A 17954-nucleotide genomic window follows, 5' to 3' on the forward strand; every position below is an offset into this window, starting at 1 on the left:
TGATGGCCGTGCGGCTTAGACGGTCGGCGGGAGTTTCCGGCGGTCGATGACCTTTCTGTCCACTTACGCTAATCCAACGCGCTTTCTGCGTTTCGCAGAACGCGCGTTGCCGTGGCTCTCAAGCGCCACGGCGCTTCTGCTCGCGATCGGGCTCTACGGCGCCTTCACGGCGCCGCCCGACTATCAGCAGGGCGAAACCGTGAGGATCATGTACATCCATGTTCCGTCCGCCTGGCTTGCGATCTTCGCCTATATCGTGATGACCTCGGCGTCGCTCGGCGTTCTGGTGTGGCGTCATCCCCTCGCCGACGCGGCGCAGAAAACCGCCGCCAGCCTCGGCGCCGCTTTCACCTTCATCTGCCTCGTCACGGGCTCGCTGTGGGGCAAGCCGATGTGGGGGACGTTCTGGGTGTGGGACGCGCGCCTCACCTCGATGCTGGTTCTTTTTCTTCTCTATCTCGGCCTCATCGCCGTCAGGCAGACGATGGACGACACGCCCCGCGGCGCGCGCATCGCGGCGATCATGACGCTCGTCGGGGCGATCGACATTCCGATCATCAAATATTCGGTCGACTGGTGGAATACGCTGCACCAACCGGCCTCGGTGTTTCGCATTGACGGACCGGCGATCTCCGGATCGATGCTGTGGCCGCTTATCGTCATGGCGCTCGCCGCGACGCTGCTGTTTTCGACGCTGCATATCATGGCGATCCGCAACGAGATCCTGCGGCGACGCCTCGCGCGCCTTTCGATGCAGGCCGTCCGCGCCGGCGAAATCGCCGCCGACGAAAGCATGGAGGCCGCCGAGTGAGCGATCACTGGTTCTATATCGCCGCCGCCTATGGCGTGACGGCCGCGACGCTCGGCGTCGTGACCTTGCGCATCGTCCTTGAGCATCGCCGCCTGCGCGCAGCGCTGGCGCGCTTTGGCGCGGCTGGCGCGCGCGATGAAGGAGAGGGCGCGTGAGCGACGCCGTCGCGCCGCGCTCTGCGCTGCGCTTTCTGCCGCTGGCGCTCTTCGCGTTGCTGGCCCTCGTCTTCCTTGTGCGGCTCTTCTCGGGCGACGCTTCGCGCATTCCCTCGGCGCTGATCGGCAAGCCGGCGCCGGCTTTCGATCTGCCGGCGCTTGAAGGACTGGCCGGCGTTCCCGGTCTCTCGACCGAAGATTTGCGCAAGGGTCACGTGAGTCTTGTCAATGTCTTCGCCAGCTGGTGCGGGCCCTGCCGACAGGAGCATTCGGCGCTCATGGCGATCGCCGGCGACGAAGCGCTCAAGGCCAAAGGCGTCGAGCTTTACGGGCTCTCCTACAAGGATGAAACGACCAAGGCCTTAGGTTTCCTTGAGGAGGGCGGCAATCCTTTCGCGCGCGTCGGCGTCGATCCTGCCGGCCGCACGGCGATCGACTTCGGGGTCTACGGCGTGCCCGAGACTTTCGTAATCAAGGGCGACGGCACGATCGCCTATAAGTTCGTCGGACCGCTGACGCCTTCCGCCATTGCGACGACCCTCATTCCGGAAATTGAAAAAGCGATGGCGGGCGGAGCGGCCACGACGCGCTGAACGCGTCGAGCCGGGATTATGGCGCTCTGAGGAAGAGGCCGACGGTCAGCGCCGCGCCGACCACGACGATGAAGATGCGCAGGATTTTTTCGTCGATGTGATGGATCAGGCGGGCGCCGGCGACGCCGCCGATCGTCGCGCCCACGCTCGTCACCAGCGCCTGCGGCCAGTGCAGATCCGGCGAGAACAGGAAGATCGTGACGGCGGAGGCGTTCATGACGCCGGCCAAAACATTTTTGGTGGCGCTGGCGACGCGCACGCCCTGTCCGGCCATGGTCAGCGCGGCGACCATGAGGAAGCCGATGCCGCCGCCGAAATAGCCGCCGTAAACCGAAATCAGAAATTGCGCGAGGGCCGCGCGCGGCCTGCCGAGATGGCTATGCGTTTCGACGGGCTTGCGGAAGAAACTTCCCCAGGCGAAGACCACCGTCGCAAAGAGCACGAGCCATGGCACGAGGCGCGCGAAGAGTCCGCGCGGCGTGCCAAGCAACACCGCCGCGCCGACGGCGCCGCCGACGATGCTGATGACGAACAGCGTGCGCAGCGAAAGCCCGTTGGCGCCCCTCGCCAGTTTGCGGCCGGTCCAGCCGGTCGCGACCTGCGCCGGAAACAGCGCCGCACATGACGTGATATTGGCGGCCAGCGCGTCCATGCCCGTGAACATCAGGGCGGGAAGCGTGAGGAACGAGCCGCCGCCGGCAAGCGCATTCTGCGCGCCCGCCCAGGTCGCTACCGCAAACAGCAGAATGAAAGCCATGCGCGCCTATGTCAGCTCGCGCGGCTCAAATCAAGCGGGCCGACTCCATCATCAGTCCCGCCGCGAGAAGTCGTATCAGCACGCCGAGTTGCTCATCCAGCAACTTTGGCGGGGTCTCAGCGATCTTCTCCTCGAGCCCTAGCGCGATGACTCCATGCACGGCCGAAAACAGCGTGTGCGCGAGTGCGGCGCGCGCCGTCGCGTCCTTGCCTGGCAGCAGTTGCGCAAGCGGCGCGTCCAACCGGCTGAACAGGCGGTTGCGATCGTCCGCATACCAGGCCGGCACGGGCGCGCCAGGGGGCAATCGGTGCTCGAACAGCGCGCGCCAGCTCGGCTCCTCTTTTCTCGCAAAGCTCAGATAGGCCCGCGCCATGGCTTCGAGCGCCTGCTCCGCCTCAGCGTCCACGAAGGCCGCGTCGAGCGCGAGCTCCAGGCGCGCCAGCGTGCGCGCGTTAACCCGCAGGATCAGCTCGTCGAGGTCATGAAAAGCGGTATAGATCGCGCCGAGAGCGCAACCGGCCGCGGCGGCGAGATCGCGCGCCTTAAGTCCGTCGAGGCCCTGCGCCGCCACCGTTTCCTGCGCGATGTCGATAAGCCGGTCACGCAATTGCGTCCGGCGGTCGGCTCCCGCGTCGGCGTTCTTCTCGTTCAAAGGCGTCTCCCAATTCGGCATGAACACCGTTCATTTTCTTGTTGACGGCAGAGCAAAAGCGCTGCAGTCTCCATATTGAACATAGTTCATGGCGAAAGGCTGACCTTCGACCCGATTGCAACGCCGATCGCCACGCCCATTGCAACGCGTCCGGTTTGACCGATCCTTAAGGGTGATCGGCGAAAGTCACGACGCACCTCCCGGAAGCTTCGACATGACGCATTCGCTTCTCGCTTCTCGGCGTTTCGCGCCATTGTTCTGGCGTCAGTTCTTCGCCGCCTTCAACGACAATTTCCTGAAGAACGCCCTGGTTCTCTTGATACTGGCGCATGCGGCCGAGAGCGGCGCGTCGCTCGTTACGCTCGCCGGCGCGGCCTTCATCGCGCCGTTCTTTCTTCTGTCGGCGATCGGCGGCGAATTCGCCGACAAATACGACAAGGCGCGCGTCGTGCGCTGGCTCAGCGTCGCGGAGATCGCCGTCGCAGCATTGTCCGCGACCGGCTTTCTGTTCGCCAATATCCCCACGCTCTTTGGCGCGCTCATTCTCTTCGGCGCCACCGGCGCGCTGTTCGGCCCCGTCAAATACGGCATCTTGCCCGACCATCTGACGCGCGAGGAACTTCCGGCGGGCAATGCGCTCGTCGAGAGCGCGACATTTTTCGCGATTCTCAGCGGCACGGTCGCTGGCGGCATGGCGTTGCATGTCGGCGACGGAGTGATCCTCGCCGCGGGAGTCATGGGCGTCGCGGCGCTGGCGCTTGGCGCGGCGTGGCTGATTCCCCCAACGAGGCGCGCCGATCCCGATCTTGCGATCGACGCCAACGTCTTCCGCTCAACCTTCAAATTGCTGCGGCATTTGCGCGGTCAACGAGAGCTGCGGCGGCTGGCCGTGGTGACGAGCCTCTTCTGGCTGTTCGGCTCCGTCGCCATGTCCTTGACGCCCTCGCTCATCACCCAGACGTTGCATGGCGCGGAGATCCTCGTCAGCATTCATCTGGCGCTGTTCGCCGTGGGCATCGCCATCGGATCGGGGCTCGCCGCCTTCCTGCTTAAGGGCAAGATCGTGCTGCTGCCCTCTGCCGTCGGCGCGGCGCTCGTCGCTTTTGCGTCCGCGGACCTCGGCCTCGCGCTGCTGCTTTCGAATGCGCCCGCCGCAGCGACGGCGCTGTCGACGCAGGCCTATTTTGCTCAGCCGCTCGCCTGGCGCGCCGCGATCGATCTTTCACTGCTCGCGCTCGCGGGCGGACTGATGATCGTGCCGTCCTTCGCCGCCATTCAGGCGCAGAGCGCGCCTCAGCAGCGCGCCCGCACCATCGCCGCCGTGAATGTGCAGAACGCCGCCTTCATGGCGCTCGGCGGCGTCGGGGTTGCGGGTCTGCAGAGCTTGGGCGTCTCTTTCGCGGCGCTCCTGATTGGCCTGGCCGTCGTCGCGCTCGTCGCTTCGATCTGGATCGTCAAGGCGGTCGTCGCGTCGCCTTTGCAGGATCTGCTCTCGATCTATTTTCGCGCCTTCTACCGTCTCGAGGTTAAGGGACTCGAGAATTTCGAGAAGGCGGGGTCCAATCCGATCGTCGCGCTCAACCATGTGAGCTTTCTCGACGCCGCGGCGATTTTCGCCGTCATGCCAAAGCAGCCGGTCTTCGCCGTTGACCGCGCGATCTCGAAGACATGGTGGGCGAAGCCGTTTCTGAAACTCATGCGCGTGATCCCGCTCGATCCAGCCAATCCGCTTGGCGCGCGCGCGCTCATCAATGCGGTCAAGGACGGAAACCCGCTCGTCATCTTCCCGGAAGGCCGGCTTACGGTCACCGGCAGTCTGATGAAAGTCTATGACGGCGCGGGGCTGATCGCGGAAAAATCCGGCGCGATGGTCGTCCCGGTGCACATCGACGGCGCCGAGGCGACGATGTTCTCGCGGCTGACGCGCGAACAGGCGCGCCGGCGCTGGTTTCCGAAATTCACGCTCACCGTGCTCGAACCGATCCGCCTCACGGTCGATGACGCGCTGAAAGGCAAGGCGCGGCGGATGGCGGCCGGCGCGGCGCTCTATCAGATCATGTCGGATCTCGTCTTCCGCGCGACCAACGCCGATCGCACGCTTTTTGAAGCCGTCGTTGAAGCCGCGCGCACGCATGGGCTGTCGCGCGTCGCACTCGAAGATCCGGTCGCCGGCAAGCTCAGCTATCGCAGGCTGCTGATCGGAACGCGCGCGCTCGCCGGCAAGATTGCGCGCATTGGAAGGCCGGGCGACGCGATCGGACTGATGCTGCCGAACGCCAATGGCGCGGGAATAGCGTTCCTCGCGGTCATTTCGGCCGGCCGCACGCCGGCGATGATCAACTTCACCGCCGGCGCCGCCAATATTCTGGCGGGCTGCGAGGCGGCGCAGGCGAGGACGATTCTGACGTCGCGCGGCTTCATCGAGAAAGCCAAGCTCGAAAAGCTCGTCGCTGCGATCGAAGAGAAAGTAGCGCTCGTCTATCTCGAAGACATGCGCGCGCGCATCTCCTTTGCCGACAGGCTGGACGCGTTCCGACGCTTCCGCAAACCCGTCGCCCCGCGCAAGGCCGAGGAGATGGCGGCGATACTTTTCACCTCGGGGTCGGAAGGCGCGCCAAAGGGCGTGGCGTTGTCGCATCGAAACATGCTCGCCAATGCGGCCCAAGCCGCGGCGCGCATCGACTTCGGACGCACGGATAAGGTCTTCAACGTGCTGCCGATGTTCCATTCCTTCGGTCTGACGATCGGCTTCACGCTGCCGCTGATCTCCGGCGTTCCGATCTATCTTTATCCCTCGCCCTTGCATTATCGCATCGTGCCGGAACTCGTTTACGGCTCAAACGCCACGATTCTTTTCGGCACGGACACTTTTCTCGCCGGTTACGCCCGTGCGGCGCACGCTTATGACTTCCGGTCGATTCGTTATGTCGTCGCCGGCGCCGAGCCGGTGAAGCAATCGACGCGCGATCTGTGGATGGAGAAGTTCGGCGTCCGCATCCTTGAAGGCTATGGCGTGACGGAAGCGTCGCCGGTCCTCGCGCTCAACACGCCGATGTTCAACAGATTCGGCTCCGTCGGACGCCTGATGCCGGGCGTCGAACATCGGCTTGAGCCCGTTCCAGGCGTGGAGGACGGCGGCAGGCTCTTGGTGCGGGGTCCCAATGTGATGATGGGCTATCTCAAGACCGACAAGCCCGGGGTGGTGCAGCCGACGGAGAACGGCTGGCATGACACGGGCGATATCGTCACCATCGACGCGCAGGGATATGTGACGATCAAGGGTCGCGCCAAGCGCTTCGCCAAGGTCGGCGGCGAGATGGTGTCGCTCGCGGCGATTGAACAGCTGGCGGCGGAACTTTGGCCAAACGCGCTGTCGGCGGCGGCGACCGAGATCGATCCGCGCAAGGGCGAGAGAATCACTCTTATCACGCAGCAGAAGGACGCGACGCGCGCCGATTTCCAGGCCTTCGCCAAGTCGAAGGGCGCCTCCGACCTGATGATTCCAGCGGAAATCATGCTTGTGGAGCAGGTGCCGCTTCTGGGCTCCGGCAAGCTCGATTTCGCGGCGGTGACAAAAATGGTGCGCGAGCGCGGGCGCTACATTCTACCCAATCCGCGCCTGCCCAACGGCCTGCAGGGACGCATCGACGGAAACGCCGCGATCTTGGTTTGAGGTGCGGCCGCCACCACCGTCGAGATAATGAGCGAGCGCGCTTGGCGTCGCGGCCCTCGTCCTTCGAGACGCCGCCATTCGGCGGCTCCTCAGGATGAGGACCGCTTATGGCGCGCTAATTGATGCGCTCCAACTTGGGGCGCCTGCCAATATGTCGTTTGCGCAACCCACGGCCCCTCATCCTGAGGAGGCCTCGAAGAGGCCGTCTCGAAGGACGAAGGGCCGCTGGCGTCACGGCGTGTTCGTGGAGCGCTGAAGATTACGTCCAAAACGGCGCAAGCTTCTTGAGCCGCTTCTCGCTCTTTTTGGCGTGATCGCCGCCTTGGCGCGCCGCGTGCGCCAACCAGCCGCGAATAAAGCCCGAAGCTCGGGCGGCCGCCGGATTCTCCGCATCGATCCGGTCCAGCAGGCCGTTAGCGACCTCCATATCGTTGAAGACGCCCAGCTGGTCCTGCATGTCGCCGAGCGCGCGCAAATAAGCGCGGGCGGCTTTGCGGTCTTCAAAAAGGCTTTCGAAAAAGTCTGCGCCATAGCGCGCCTTCTTGAGCGCGATGCGGACTTTATGACGCTCTTCGGCCGAGAGCGTCGCCAACGCTTTGCTTTTCTTCAGCAGCCGCTTCCGCAGCCGAGTCAAGGCATGCGCGGCGAATGTGCATGCGGAGACACGCGCGCGCATCTCAGGCTGGACCTCCCAGTCGCGCCGTTCGAGCGTCAGGCGCAAGTCTTCAATGAACTGCGCCGTCTCGTCCAAAGAAACCGCTTCATGCGCCGCGCGATAGGCCTTGTCGCGAAACGCCTCGACGGAGTCAGTTAGCGCGTGAAAGCTCGGATCGTCGCCAAGCGCCTCTCGTGGATCGGCGTTCAAGGCAGCGGCGAAGACGTCCCAATCGCGCGCCCCGCCGAGGACGGACGCAAGAGTTTTGGCGCGTTCGCCCGCGGTTTCGAGCGAAGGTCCGCCGAGCGCCGGCCGCAGCAGGCCGATCGCCGCCCGCAGGCGGCGCAAGGCGACGCGCATCTGATGCACGCTCTCTCGCGCGCTCGATGTTTGCAGAAGCGGAACATTGGCCAGGAAATGTTGCAGCGAAGCGGAGAAAATTTCGACCGCGGCGTCCTCGAGCGTTTCATCGTCCGAGAGCTCGATCGGCTGCGCCTTGATCGCCGCTGGCGCATTGGTGGAATCGGACTCCCGCGCGCTGTCGCGCGCGGATGTTCTCGCTGGTTCTGTCGAACGCTCCATACAGACGCTCTACTGCAGATTTATCTCACACATAGGGTCCGGCGCGGGCGGCGCCACATTAAGCGCGCCGGCGGCGCTTGCTCAAGCTCTTGATTAATACGTCCACGCTTGCTTTATCGCAGCGCAATAACTTTCTCGGGAGCTGCGCCTCATGTCGACTTGGCCAAACTACGGCAAAATCACCGGTCCGATCGTGCTGATCGGCTTCGGCTCCATCGGCCGAGGCATTTTGCCGCTGATTGAGCGCCATTTCGATTTCGACAAATCGCGCTTCACCGTCATCGACCCGGTCGATACGCATCGCCGTCTGCTCGACGAGCGCGGCATCGCTTTTCTCAAAACCAAACTCACGCCGGAGAACTATCGCGAAGTCTTGACCCCGCTGCTGACGAAGGGCGAAGGCCAGGGCTTTATCGTCAATCTCTCGGTCGATGTTTCCTCGCTTGCGATCATCAAACTCGCGCGCGAATTGAACGCGCTGTGCGTCGACACGGTGGTGGAGCCATGGCCGGGCTTCTACTTCGACAAGACCATGTCCAATGAAGCGCGCACCAATTATGCGCTGCGCGAGACGGTGCTCGAGGAGCGTCGCAAAAATCCCGGCGGATCGACGGCGGTTTCCTGCGTCGGCGCCAATCCCGGCATGGTGTCCTGGTTCGTGAAGCAGGCGCTCGTCGATATCGCGCGCGACACGGGCGCTTTCGACAAGGAGCCGGCGACGCGCGCCGAATGGGGCGCGCTCGCCCAAAAGCTCGGCGTCAAGGGCGTTCACATCGCCGAACGCGACACCCAGCGCGCGCGCAATCCGAAGCCGCGTAATGTTTTCGTCAACACCTGGTCGGTCGAAGGCTTCGTTTCCGAGGGCCTGCAGCCCGCCGAACTCGGCTGGGGCACGCATGAAAAATCTTTGCCCGACATCGGCCGCACGCATCCCTCCGGCTGCGGCGCGGCGATCTATCTGCTGTCGCCCGGCGCCAATACGCGCGTGCGCTCATGGTGCCCGACCCCTGGGGCGCAATATGGCTTCCTCGTCACTCACAATGAGTCGATCTCGATCGCGGATTATCTCACCCTGCGCGACGATAAGGGTCAGGCGATCTATCGTCCGACCTGTCACTACGCCTATCATCCAGCCGACGACGCCGTGCTTTCTCTGCACGAGATGTTCGGCGCCGCCGGGAAGATGCAGGAGAGCTGGACGATCCTCGACGAACACGAGATCGTCGATGGAATCGACGAGCTCGGCGTGCTGCTCTACGGCCACGCCAAGAACGCCTATTGGTATGGTTCGCAACTCTCGATCGAGGAGACGCGCGATCTCGCGCCCTATCAGAACGCGACCGGCCTGCAGGTGAGTTCGGCGGCGCTCGCCGGCATGGTCTGGGCGCTGGAGAACCCGCAGGCGGGAATCGTCGAAGCCGACGAGGTCGACTACAAGCGCTGCCTCGAAGTGCAACTGCCCTATCTCGGCCCGGTGAAGGGCTACTACACGGATTGGACGCCGCTCGAAGGGCGTCCCGGATTGTTCCCGGAAGACATCGACGAAAGCGATCCGTGGCAGTTCAAAAATATTCTGGTGCGCTAGGGCGCGCGCCCCAACATGCGCGCGGAGCTCTCGGCGCGCTTTTTCGTTAGATAGCCGCTTGCCTCACTTTAATGTTCTCTATATGTTCTGACTTAGCGTCAGTTCTGAGCGGTCGTCACGGCGATGCTCGGGGCGACTCTGGGCAGAGGTTGCGGACATGGGGCGTGCGGCTCAGGCATCGGTAGAAATCAAAGGCGCGCCGCAGCCGATCGACGCTGCGGCCCTCATCGACGCCGATCGCCGGCGCGGACGCGGCGTGTTGTCGAAGCGCAGCGGCCGTTTCGAAAAGGAGACTCGCGAGGAGGCCGACGACGGTTGGGGCTCGCTCGAGAGCCTTGCGGCGCTCAAGACGAATTTCCACGTCGAGAAGCCGCGCACGATCATCACCAGAAATGATTCGCCGGACATTTCCTTTGATCGCTCGATCAACCCCTATCGTGGCTGCGAGCATGGCTGCGTCTATTGTTTCGCGCGGCCGACGCACGCCTATATGGGCTTTTCGCCCGGCCTTGATTTCGAGACCGAGATCTTCGTCAAGGAAGGCGCGGCGCAGCTTCTCGAACGCGAATTGTCGGCGCCGCGCTACGTTCCCAAGACGATCGCCATCGGCACCAACACCGATCCCTATCAGCCCGCCGAGAAGAGCCATCGCGTGATGCGTTCGATCCTCGAAGTGCTGGCGCGCGCCAATCATCCGGTCGGCATCGTGACGAAGTCCGCGCTCGTCCTGCGCGACCTCGATCTGCTCGCGCCAATGGCGGCCAAGGGCCTCGCGAAGGTCGCGATCTCGGTGACGACGCTCGACCGAAAGCTCGCGCGCCTGATGGAGCCGCGCGCCGCAACGCCGGAACTGCGGCTTGATGCGCTGGAGAAGCTCAGCGCCGCCGGCGTGCCGACGGCGGTGATGACGGCGCCGATCATTCCCGCCATCAATGACGACGAGATCGAGCGGATTTTGACGCGGGCGCACGCCGCCGGCGCTCGCGAGGCTGGCTATGTGCTGCTGCGCCTGCCGCTCGAATTGCGCGATCTCTTCACCGAATGGCTGGCGACGCATTTTCCTGACCGGGCCCGCCGAGCCCTCGCGCTCGTGCGCTCGACGCGAGACGGCAAGCTTTACGATGCGTCCTTCGGTACCCGCATGAAAGGCGAGGGGCCCTACGCCTGGATGATCGGCCGGCGTTTTGAGCTCGCGGCCGCCCGGCTCGGTTTTGCGCAGAAAACAAGATTGCGAACGGATCTGTTCGAGCCGCCGCGTCGCGCGCCGCAACAGCTGAGCCTCTTCTGAGCCCATCTTAGGCTGGTCTCCGGCGAGCTTATCGCGTTCGCGTGGGCCGAGAATTCTTTGGAAGCCGCCGCAAACGCCGTCTTTCCGGTTGCCAGCCGCCCGCCCGCCGCGCTTTATTCGCTGTGCGGTCCTGCGCTGACGCCACTGTCGTGCAGAACCCTAGCGATTCGCCCCGGGGGAGCGTTTGTGACGGCCAAGGGGCCCCATTTTCGACTGGAAGCCCAGCTGCGCCGCAAAGGCGTCTGGCCGATCGCCGGCGTCGACGAGGTTGGACGCGGGCCGCTCGCGGGTCCGGTGGCGGCGGCGGCGGTGATTCTCGATCCCGAACGACGGCCGCGGGGCCTCGATGATTCGAAGGCGCTGAACCAGGCGCAGCGCGAAGAAGCGTTTGAGCGCATCATGGCGAGCGCGCTCGCCGTGAGCGTCGCCTTCGTCGCCCCCGCCGAGATCGATCGCATCAATATCCGTCAGGCGTCGCTCGCGGCGATGGCGCGGGCCGTCGCCGGCCTTTCCCAGACGCCGGCCTATCTTCTCATCGACGGCAACGACCGGCCGCCGGTCAACTGCCCCTGCCAGCTGATCATCAAGGGCGACGCGACGGCGCTCAGCATCGCCGCCGCCTCGATCGTCGCCAAGGTCGCGCGCGACGCCATGATGCGCCGCCTCGCCGTCCATTATCCGCACTATGGTTTTGAGACCAATGTCGGCTACGCCGTGCAGCGTCACCTCGATGCGCTGGCGCTGCACGGCGCGAGCCCGGCGCACCGCGTCAGCTTCGCGCCCGTCCGCGAAGCGTGAGGCCTCGTCAACTATTCGCTAACCTTTTTACTTCTTTAACACTTCCGTTCGAAAAAGAGACGTCTGCGTTTTGCCAATCTAAACGCCCCCTTTACCTCCCTGCTTCACTATCTCGCATGTTGGTTGCGTTGATGGTGTTCAGTTCATGCGTAGCGCGCGCGTCGGGGCGGCTCGCCTCAAAGCCCGAAATCAGGTCACGCGTATCGGGCGCACAAATGAAGGGCCGCTCCGCGCGACGGCGCGCAACGAAATCCTGTGCGGCGACTGCGTCGCATCCATGGAGCGACTGGCGCAGGAGAGCGTCGATCTCGTCTTCGCCGATCCGCCCTATAATCTGCAGCTTGCCAATCGTTTGCATCGCCCGGATCAAAGTCTCGTCGATGCGGTCGATAATGACTGGGACAAATTCGCCAATTTCGCCGCCTATGACGCCTTCACGCGCGATTGGCTCGCGCAGGCGCGCCGGGTGATGAAGCCGTCGGCGACGATTTTCGTCATCGGCTCCTACCACAATATTTTCCGCGTCGGCGCGATCATGCAGGATCTCGGGTTCTGGATCCTGAACGACATCGTCTGGCGCAAAAATAATCCGATGCCGAACTTTCGCGGCCGTCGCTTCACCAACGCCCATGAGACGATGATCTGGGCGGCGCGCGACCAAAGCGCCAAGAACTACACCTTCAATTACGAGGCGCTGAAGGCGGCGAACGAAGATTGCCAGATGCGGTCCGACTGGCTCCTGCCGATCTGCGGCGGGACCGAGCGTCTCAAGGATGACGCGGGCCGCAAGACCCATCCCACGCAAAAGCCGGAAGCGCTGCTCGCGCGCGTCATTCTCGCCGCGTCAAAACCCGGCGATCTAGTGCTCGATCCCTTCTTTGGCACGGGAACGACGGGCGCCGTCGCCAAGCGCTTAGGCCGCGATTGGCTCGGCATCGAGCGCGACGGCGACTACAGAGCCGCGGCGCGGGCGCGGATCGCGGCGATCGAACCCTTGCCGCATGAAACGCTCGCGACGGCCCCGTCGAAGCGCACGGAGCCGCGCATCGCGTTTGCTAGCCTCGTCGAAGCGGGGCTCATCGCGCCGGGCGCGACGCTCGTTGACGCGAAGCGGCGCCATCGCGCGGTCGTGCGGGCCGACGGCGCGCTGTCGCTTTCGGGCTTCGTCGGCTCGATCCACAAGACCGGGGCGCTGGCGCAAGGCCTGCCGGCCTGCAACGGCTGGACCTTCTGGCATTATGAAGAAAAGGGCGCACTCGCGCCGATCGACGATCTGCGGGCCGAGGCGCGCGAGCGTTTGCGCATCGCGGCGGAGTGACCTGCTCTCTTCCATGAGGAAGGGTAGAGCGCCTCAAACTATTTCGGTCTGAACCTTCTCACGTCATTCCCGACGCGCGAAGCGCGATCGGGAATCCAGAGCAGACCAGCACTCCTGTATCGGCTCTGGATTCCCGATCAGGCCTTCGCCTGTCGGGAATGACACCCAGCGCAGGGGTCGACGGATTTCGTATCAGACCAAAAAGCCTGCGTAGAAGCCGACGAGCAGCACGATTCCGATGAATGCGCGGTAGAAGACGAAGGGCCAGGCGGAGAAGCGTTCGAGAATCCGCAACAAGCCCCAGATCGCGACAAAGGCGGAGATCGAAGCGACGAAAAGCCCGAGCGTCAGCACCGCCCAGCCGTGGAAATCGAGCTGCGCCTTATGCAGCTCCCACAGCTCCTTCAGGCCCGCAAGGGCGATCGCCGGCAGGCCAAGCAGGAAGGAAAAGCGCGCCGCTTCCTCCCGCTTCAGGTCGAGAAACATCGCCGCCGTTAGAGTCGAGCCGGAACGCGAGACGCCCGGAATGAGCGCGCCGACCTGCGCGAAGCCGACGATCATCGCGTCCTTCAGGCTGACATGCTCGAGCGTGCGCTTGTGATTGCAATAGAGTTCGGCGATGGCGAGCAGAGCCGCCATCACGATGCAGGAAATGCCGATCACCGGTAGCGTGCGCAGCGGCGAGCCGCAGGTGTTGAGCGTATGCGACAGCGCGAGGCCGGCGATGCCGATCGGGACGGTCGCGAGCGCGATCCAGACCACGAAGCGAAACGTCCAGTCGTTGAAGTCGCGCCGCACGAGCGCGCGAACGGACCCCTCGGCAAGCGCGCGAATGTCGGTCCAGAAATAGCTGACGACGGCGGCGAGCGCCGCGAGCTGCATCGCCGCGGAGAAGGCGGAGCCAGGGTCCTTCCAGCCGAGCAGCGCCGGCACGATGCGCATATGCGCGGTGGAGGAGATCGGCAGAAGCTCGGTGATGCCCTGCACCACGCCAAGAACGGCGACTTTCATATAGCCGAGATCGACAAAACCGGTGTCGAGCCCATTCGTGCAAGCGGTCGCCATAGAGGCCCTCGTCTCGTTTGTCGGCCCCGCGACGAATCACGAAGGCGCCAAGCGACTCCGACTTCTGGCAAACAAGCCAGCCACGATCAAGGCGAGGCGCAGATCGGCGTCCGTTTAGCCTTGGGCGAGAGCGGATCTTGACTGTGGCTGAGGCGCCACACTCGGCTCCGAAAGAACTTCCGACCAGCAAAAGCCATAGTCACGGTAAGTGGCCGTATGTGAATGTTTATTCATTCTACCGATCGGCAATGTCGGACCAGGGCGGCCGCATGGGAAATCCTTTTCCTGGAAGATGGATTATTTATCCGGCCGCAATCATCGCTGCCGCGATCAGCGCTTCGGCATACGCTCAGAGCTTGAGTTCGTTGCCGCTGCCCCCCGGGCAGATCGTCTCCGGTCCTGTCGCCTATGGTCAGTCGCTTTGGAAGGCGAATTGCCCGCCAAATCAGACGGTGACGAAATGTCAGGGCCAGGTGTACCCGTCGATTACGAACGGGCACGACGCCGACACGTACCTGTTGCCCTATACGGCGCCATCGACGACGACGCCGCCATTCGTCGATTCAACGTTCGCCGCCGCAGCCGTGGTTTGGACCTCAACGCCAACGCAGTATGTGCGTTTTTACGACGCTACGAGCAATCCGGCAGGGGGCTGGGTTGTGCCGTCCAACCAAGTGCGGGGGTTGACCGCGGAGCAAATCAAAGACGTTTTGGCTCTGCCCACAACTCCGACAATGCAGACCATTGCATTGCTGCCCGCCCACACTTGTATGATCCTCGGCCAAGCGGGTCCCATTACGAACTCGCAACAAGTCCAACCATTGGGCTTCTGGGGAAATGGCGGCGCGATTCAAGGCTTCTTAATTGGACAAAGCCCAAGCGGATGTGGGCCGGGTTCCGATCCAAGGTATGTAGACCAAAACAACTTCGTCAATCGGCAATTCATCGGACTTTTCGCGCTGGCTTATGGTCCTCGTGCGGGAGACGGCAATCCTGGGGCGGTCGCCTTCGCCCTCGACCACGCGATTTTTCCCGCGCAGTTCACCGATATGGATGGCGTTTATAACTCGCTCGATCTCCTCAACTACGGCGATTCGGGCGCCTTGCGTTATGCCTTGAGGCAGTTGGACGGTGAGGTTTACGCTAACGTCGCGTCGGTTGTGATGGGGGCCGGACGCATGTTTGCTCAGGTTGTGCGAGATCAAACGCATTTGGCGCGTGTCCCAACGGTTCCGCGCTTACCAAATGGTTGGCGGCCCTGGATCAGCGGGTTTGGAGGAGCGGCCTCGCTCTACGGAAGCCAAGATTTTGAAGGAGTGCGCTTCTCCGGCGGTGGAGTGGCGGTAGGAGCGGATTACCTTTTCAGTCCGGCGCTTCTGTTTGGTCTGAGCGCAGCCTACTCACGTAGCGCATTTGCTGTGAGTGGTGTTTCCGGCTCGGGAAATCTTGATAGCTATTCCATAGGGTCTTATGCGGGATATGCCTCAGGCAATGTCTATATCGACGCGGCTTTGGGATACTCCTACAATCAAACAGGGGTTGGCCGCAGCATTGCTTTCCCTGGGCTCGCGCGAGCGGCGTCCGCGAGCTTTAACAACGATTCTCTGCTTTCCACGGCGGAAGTCGGCTATAATTTTCAGTTGAGCGATAGGCTGAGAGCCACGCCTTTTGCTTCGTTCCAAAGCATCGTGGTTTTCGCGAGACGTTTTTCGGAGCAGGGAGCTGGGGCTGTCAGCCTTAATGTCTCTGGTCGAACGGCTGCTACGGCAATGAGCGCTTTGGGCGCTGAGCTATCCTATGATCTGCCGCTAGGCTGGAGCGCTCCCTTGACTCTCTCTGGGCGAGCGGGTTGGGCGCATGATTTCGCTGATGTGAACCGGAGGGCCGCGCAAAATTTCCAGGGCGCGCTGCGCACCAATTTTTGGGTTGAGGGCGCGCGCTGGCCGCGTAATGCCGCGGCAGTTGGGGCCAAGCTAACCCTCCCTGTGGCTCAAGCCGATCTCTTTATTCGCTACGATGGCCTGTTTTCGAATAATGCGGACATCTTTAGCGCGACAGGCGGCGTGTCAGTAAGATTTTGAAGGCGCTTACGCCTTAAGGCGCTGTTCCGCGCAAAATCAGTGAAACAGCGTGGCGGTTTTGAGCAGGGTGATCCAGACGCCCCAGGCAAGCGGCGCGCCGACGGCGGCCCAGGCGAAAACCAGCAGCAACGCTCCGCCCTTTGAGCCGGGCGGCGCGCGCCCGGCGGCAGGCGGAATGGCGTCGGTCGGGGCGGGGTCCAACCCTTCTTCGACAAAATCCTCGAAGTCTGCGTGGGTTTCGTCTTCTTCCTTGACGACCTCTGCGACCGTGACGTGTTTCTGCGCCGCGACCTCTTCGTCGCTCATGTAATATTTCTCGGCGCAGGGCCGCACGAGCAGATTGCAAACGAGACCGCAGAGAAGCAGGCCTGCGAGCACATACATCGTTTGGTTATAAACCGCCTCGCGCGGCGCGCCGACGCTCAGCTGATATTCGCGAATGTAATTGACAAGCACGGGTCCGAGCACGCCCGCCGTCGACCAGGCGGTCAGCAGCCGGCCGTGGATGGCGCCGACATGATGCGTGCCGAAAATGTCGGCGAGATAAGCGGGGATCGTGGAAAAGCCGCCGCCATACATGGTGATGATGACCGCAAAGAGCAGGACGAAGACGCCGACCATGCCGCCCTTCGCCGCGAAGGGTTCGGCCGAATACAGCGCGATGCCGACGACAAAAAAAATCGCGTAAGTGAGCTTGCGGCCAAACTTGTCGGACGCCGAGGCCCAGCCGATGCGCCCGCCGATGTTGCACAGGCTCAAGAGGCCGGTGAAGCCCGCCGCGATCGCCGCGATCTGCTTTTTCTGATCGGCGTTGAGTTGATCGAACCCCATGTCCAGGCCGATCAGCCTGCCGCCGAAGACTTCCTGCAGCATCGGCGAGGCCATGCCCAGAACGCCGATGCCGGCGGAGACGTTGAGACAGAGCACGGCCCAGAGCAGCCAGAATTGCGGCGTCTTCCATGCGACGTCGAGATGCACATGACGATGCGTCACCATGGCGTTCTTGGCCGCCGTGGGCGGCGTGAATCCTTCCGGCGCCCAACCTTCGGGCGGCACCCGATAGCTGAGCGCGCCGGCAACCATGAAGGCGAAATAAATCGCCGCGAGCGTGACGAAGGTCTGCCAGACGCCCGGCGAAGCCGGCGTCGCGTAGACGCCCATCAGCCGGTCGGCGAGCGGCGCGCCGATCATCGCGCCGCCGCCAAAGCCCATGATGGCGAGACCGGTCGCGAGGCCGCGCCGGTCGGGAAACCATTTGAGGAGCGTCGAAACCGGCGAGATATATCCAAGCCCCAAGCCGATGCCGCCGATCACGCCGGAGCCGATCCAGAGCATCCAGATCTGGTGGAGATAGACGCCGAGCGCCGAGATGAGCAGGCCGCCGCACCAGCAGCAGGCCGCCGCGAGACCGGCCTTGCGGGGGCCGGCTGTTTCGAGCCAATGGCCGAAGACCGCCGCCGAGGAGCCCAAAAACACAAAGAACAGCGTGAACGTCCACCCGAGCCAGCTGATCTTCCAGTCGCAGTCAGTGGCGACGAGCGTCGCGAAAAGACCGAGCGATTCTGCGCATTCCTTCGGCTGCGCGCCGCCAATGATCCGCGACAGCGGCAGCCAGAAGACCGAAAAGCCATAGGCCATGCCGATGCACAGATGAATGGCGAGCGCCGCCGGCGGAACGAGCCAGCGATTGAAGGCGGGAGAAGCAATGGTTCGAGCCCGGCTAAAGAAATCGGGTCGGGTGATGGCGTCGGCAGTCATTAAACTTCCGGGCTGGTTTTTGTAGGTCGGTTATTGCGCATGCGCGGCTCGCGGCACAAGCCCAAGCCGTCCGAAGCAATCCTCATCCTGAGGAGCCGCCGAAGGTGGCGTCTCGAAGGACGAGGATTGCGATGCCGACGGCTCGCGATTTCGGGAAACGGTCCCTCGTCCTTCGAGATGCGT

14 protein-coding genes are annotated in these 17954 nt (G+C 63.4%); 9 read left to right on the plus strand and 5 right to left on the minus strand.

Annotation, left to right across the window (positions count from 1 at the left end; genetic code table 11):
* Positions 1–46 precede the first annotated feature (46 nt).
* Genes A3OO_RS0104300 through A3OO_RS0104310 form a run of 3 tightly spaced genes read left to right on the plus strand, consistent with a single transcriptional unit; the run spans position 47 to position 1559 of the window.
* Positions 47–811, plus strand: a complete 765-nt coding sequence (locus tag A3OO_RS0104300; protein WP_018406604.1) for a heme ABC transporter permease — start codon at positions 47–49, stop codon at positions 809–811.
* Entirely contained in the window at positions 808–966 is a 159-nt protein-coding gene (gene ccmD / locus A3OO_RS0104305; RefSeq protein WP_018406605.1) for a heme exporter protein CcmD, read from the plus strand. The genes A3OO_RS0104300 and ccmD overlap by 4 nt, the downstream gene beginning before the upstream one ends.
* Entirely contained in the window at positions 963–1559 is a 597-nt protein-coding gene (locus A3OO_RS0104310) for a DsbE family thiol:disulfide interchange protein (RefSeq protein ID WP_018406606.1), read from the plus strand. Before ccmD ends, A3OO_RS0104310 begins: the two co-directional genes overlap by 4 nt.
* A 16-nt stretch (positions 1560–1575) precedes the next feature.
* On the opposite strand, the gene A3OO_RS0104315 is transcribed toward A3OO_RS0104310, so the two are convergent.
* Together A3OO_RS0104315 and A3OO_RS0104320 are read right to left on the minus strand one after the other, a co-directional pair.
* Entirely contained in the window at positions 1576–2316 is a 741-nt protein-coding gene (locus A3OO_RS0104315; RefSeq protein WP_018406607.1) for a sulfite exporter TauE/SafE family protein, read from the minus strand.
* Between the two features lie 25 nt (positions 2317–2341).
* Positions 2342–2989 (minus strand): TetR/AcrR family transcriptional regulator, encoded by a 648-nt coding sequence (locus A3OO_RS0104320; RefSeq protein WP_051080377.1) that lies wholly within the window; start codon positions 2987–2989, stop codon positions 2342–2344.
* A 193-nt stretch (positions 2990–3182) separates the two neighbouring features.
* Here A3OO_RS0104320 and A3OO_RS0104325 point away from each other — a divergent pair, with 193 nt between their 5' ends.
* Positions 3183–6641 (plus strand): acyl-[ACP]--phospholipid O-acyltransferase, encoded by a 3459-nt coding sequence (locus A3OO_RS0104325; protein WP_018406609.1) that lies wholly within the window; start codon positions 3183–3185, stop codon positions 6639–6641.
* Between the two features lie 259 nt (positions 6642–6900).
* Here A3OO_RS0104325 and A3OO_RS0104330 read toward each other — a convergent pair whose 3' ends face one another.
* Entirely contained in the window at positions 6901–7878 is a 978-nt protein-coding gene (locus tag A3OO_RS0104330) for a CHAD domain-containing protein (protein WP_018406610.1), read from the minus strand.
* A gap of 151 nt (positions 7879–8029) precedes the next feature.
* Between A3OO_RS0104330 and A3OO_RS0104335 the strand changes: the two genes are divergently transcribed.
* From A3OO_RS0104335 to A3OO_RS0104350, 4 genes are all read left to right on the plus strand, one after another.
* Entirely contained in the window at positions 8030–9463 is a 1434-nt protein-coding gene (locus A3OO_RS0104335; protein ID WP_018406611.1) for a homospermidine synthase, read from the plus strand.
* Between the two features lie 157 nt (positions 9464–9620).
* Positions 9621–10751, plus strand: a complete 1131-nt coding sequence (locus A3OO_RS0104340; protein WP_018406612.1) for a PA0069 family radical SAM protein — start codon at positions 9621–9623, stop codon at positions 10749–10751.
* 57 nt (positions 10752–10808) lie between these two features.
* Positions 10809–11549 carry a ribonuclease HII gene (locus A3OO_RS0104345; protein WP_018406613.1) on the plus strand — a complete coding sequence of 247 codons (741 nt, stop codon included), beginning with the start codon at positions 10809–10811 and terminating at the stop codon, positions 11547–11549.
* Positions 11550–11694: 145 nt separating this feature from the next.
* Positions 11695–12867 (plus strand): site-specific DNA-methyltransferase, encoded by a 1173-nt coding sequence (locus tag A3OO_RS0104350; RefSeq protein WP_018406614.1) that lies wholly within the window; start codon positions 11695–11697, stop codon positions 12865–12867.
* 192 nt (positions 12868–13059) lie between these two features.
* Here the strand turns inward: A3OO_RS0104350 and uppP are convergent, their stop codons facing one another.
* Positions 13060–13932: an undecaprenyl-diphosphatase UppP gene (uppP, locus tag A3OO_RS0104355; protein WP_018406615.1), complete on the minus strand. Its 873-nt coding sequence runs from the start codon at positions 13930–13932 to the stop codon at positions 13060–13062.
* A gap of 269 nt (positions 13933–14201) precedes the next feature.
* Between uppP and A3OO_RS0104365 the strand changes: the two genes are divergently transcribed.
* Positions 14202–16013, plus strand: coding sequence for an autotransporter outer membrane beta-barrel domain-containing protein (locus A3OO_RS0104365; protein ID WP_198008754.1), 1812 nt, complete (start codon positions 14202–14204; stop codon positions 16011–16013).
* A gap of 36 nt (positions 16014–16049) precedes the next feature.
* Here A3OO_RS0104365 and A3OO_RS0104370 read toward each other — a convergent pair whose 3' ends face one another.
* On the minus strand, positions 16050–17771 hold the full coding sequence (locus A3OO_RS0104370) for an OFA family MFS transporter (RefSeq protein ID WP_018406618.1): 1722 nt from the start codon (positions 17769–17771) through the stop codon (positions 16050–16052).
* Positions 17772–17954: the final 183 nt, after the last annotated feature.

This window comes from Methylocystis rosea SV97 (assembly GCF_000372845.1).
GTDB classification, from domain to species: domain Bacteria; phylum Pseudomonadota; class Alphaproteobacteria; order Rhizobiales; family Beijerinckiaceae; genus Methylocystis; species Methylocystis rosea.

Bases quoted from the DNA above. Each gene is read 5' to 3' on its own strand.
- A3OO_RS0104300 (WP_018406604.1), top strand. From the start codon at position 47: ATGACCTTTCTGTCCACTTACGCTAATCCAACGCGCTTTCTGCGTTTC.
- A3OO_RS0104325 (WP_018406609.1), top strand. From the start codon at position 3,183: ATGACGCATTCGCTTCTCGCTTCTCGGCGTTTCGCGCCATTGTTCTGG.
- A3OO_RS0104370 (WP_018406618.1), bottom strand. From the start codon at position 17,771: ATGACTGCCGACGCCATCACCCGACCCGATTTCTTTAGCCGGGCTCGA.
- A3OO_RS0104320 (WP_051080377.1), bottom strand. From the start codon at position 2,989: ATGCCGAATTGGGAGACGCCTTTGAACGAGAAGAACGCCGACGCGGGA.
- A3OO_RS0104335 (WP_018406611.1), top strand. From the start codon at position 8,030: ATGTCGACTTGGCCAAACTACGGCAAAATCACCGGTCCGATCGTGCTG.
- A3OO_RS0104350 (WP_018406614.1), top strand. From the start codon at position 11,695: ATGCGTAGCGCGCGCGTCGGGGCGGCTCGCCTCAAAGCCCGAAATCAG.
- A3OO_RS0104365 (WP_198008754.1), top strand. From the start codon at position 14,202: ATGGGAAATCCTTTTCCTGGAAGATGGATTATTTATCCGGCCGCAATC.
- A3OO_RS0104340 (WP_018406612.1), top strand. From the start codon at position 9,621: ATGGGGCGTGCGGCTCAGGCATCGGTAGAAATCAAAGGCGCGCCGCAG.
- A3OO_RS0104315 (WP_018406607.1), bottom strand. From the start codon at position 2,316: ATGGCTTTCATTCTGCTGTTTGCGGTAGCGACCTGGGCGGGCGCGCAG.
- A3OO_RS0104330 (WP_018406610.1), bottom strand. From the start codon at position 7,878: ATGGAGCGTTCGACAGAACCAGCGAGAACATCCGCGCGCGACAGCGCG.
- uppP (WP_018406615.1), bottom strand. From the start codon at position 13,932: ATGGCGACCGCTTGCACGAATGGGCTCGACACCGGTTTTGTCGATCTC.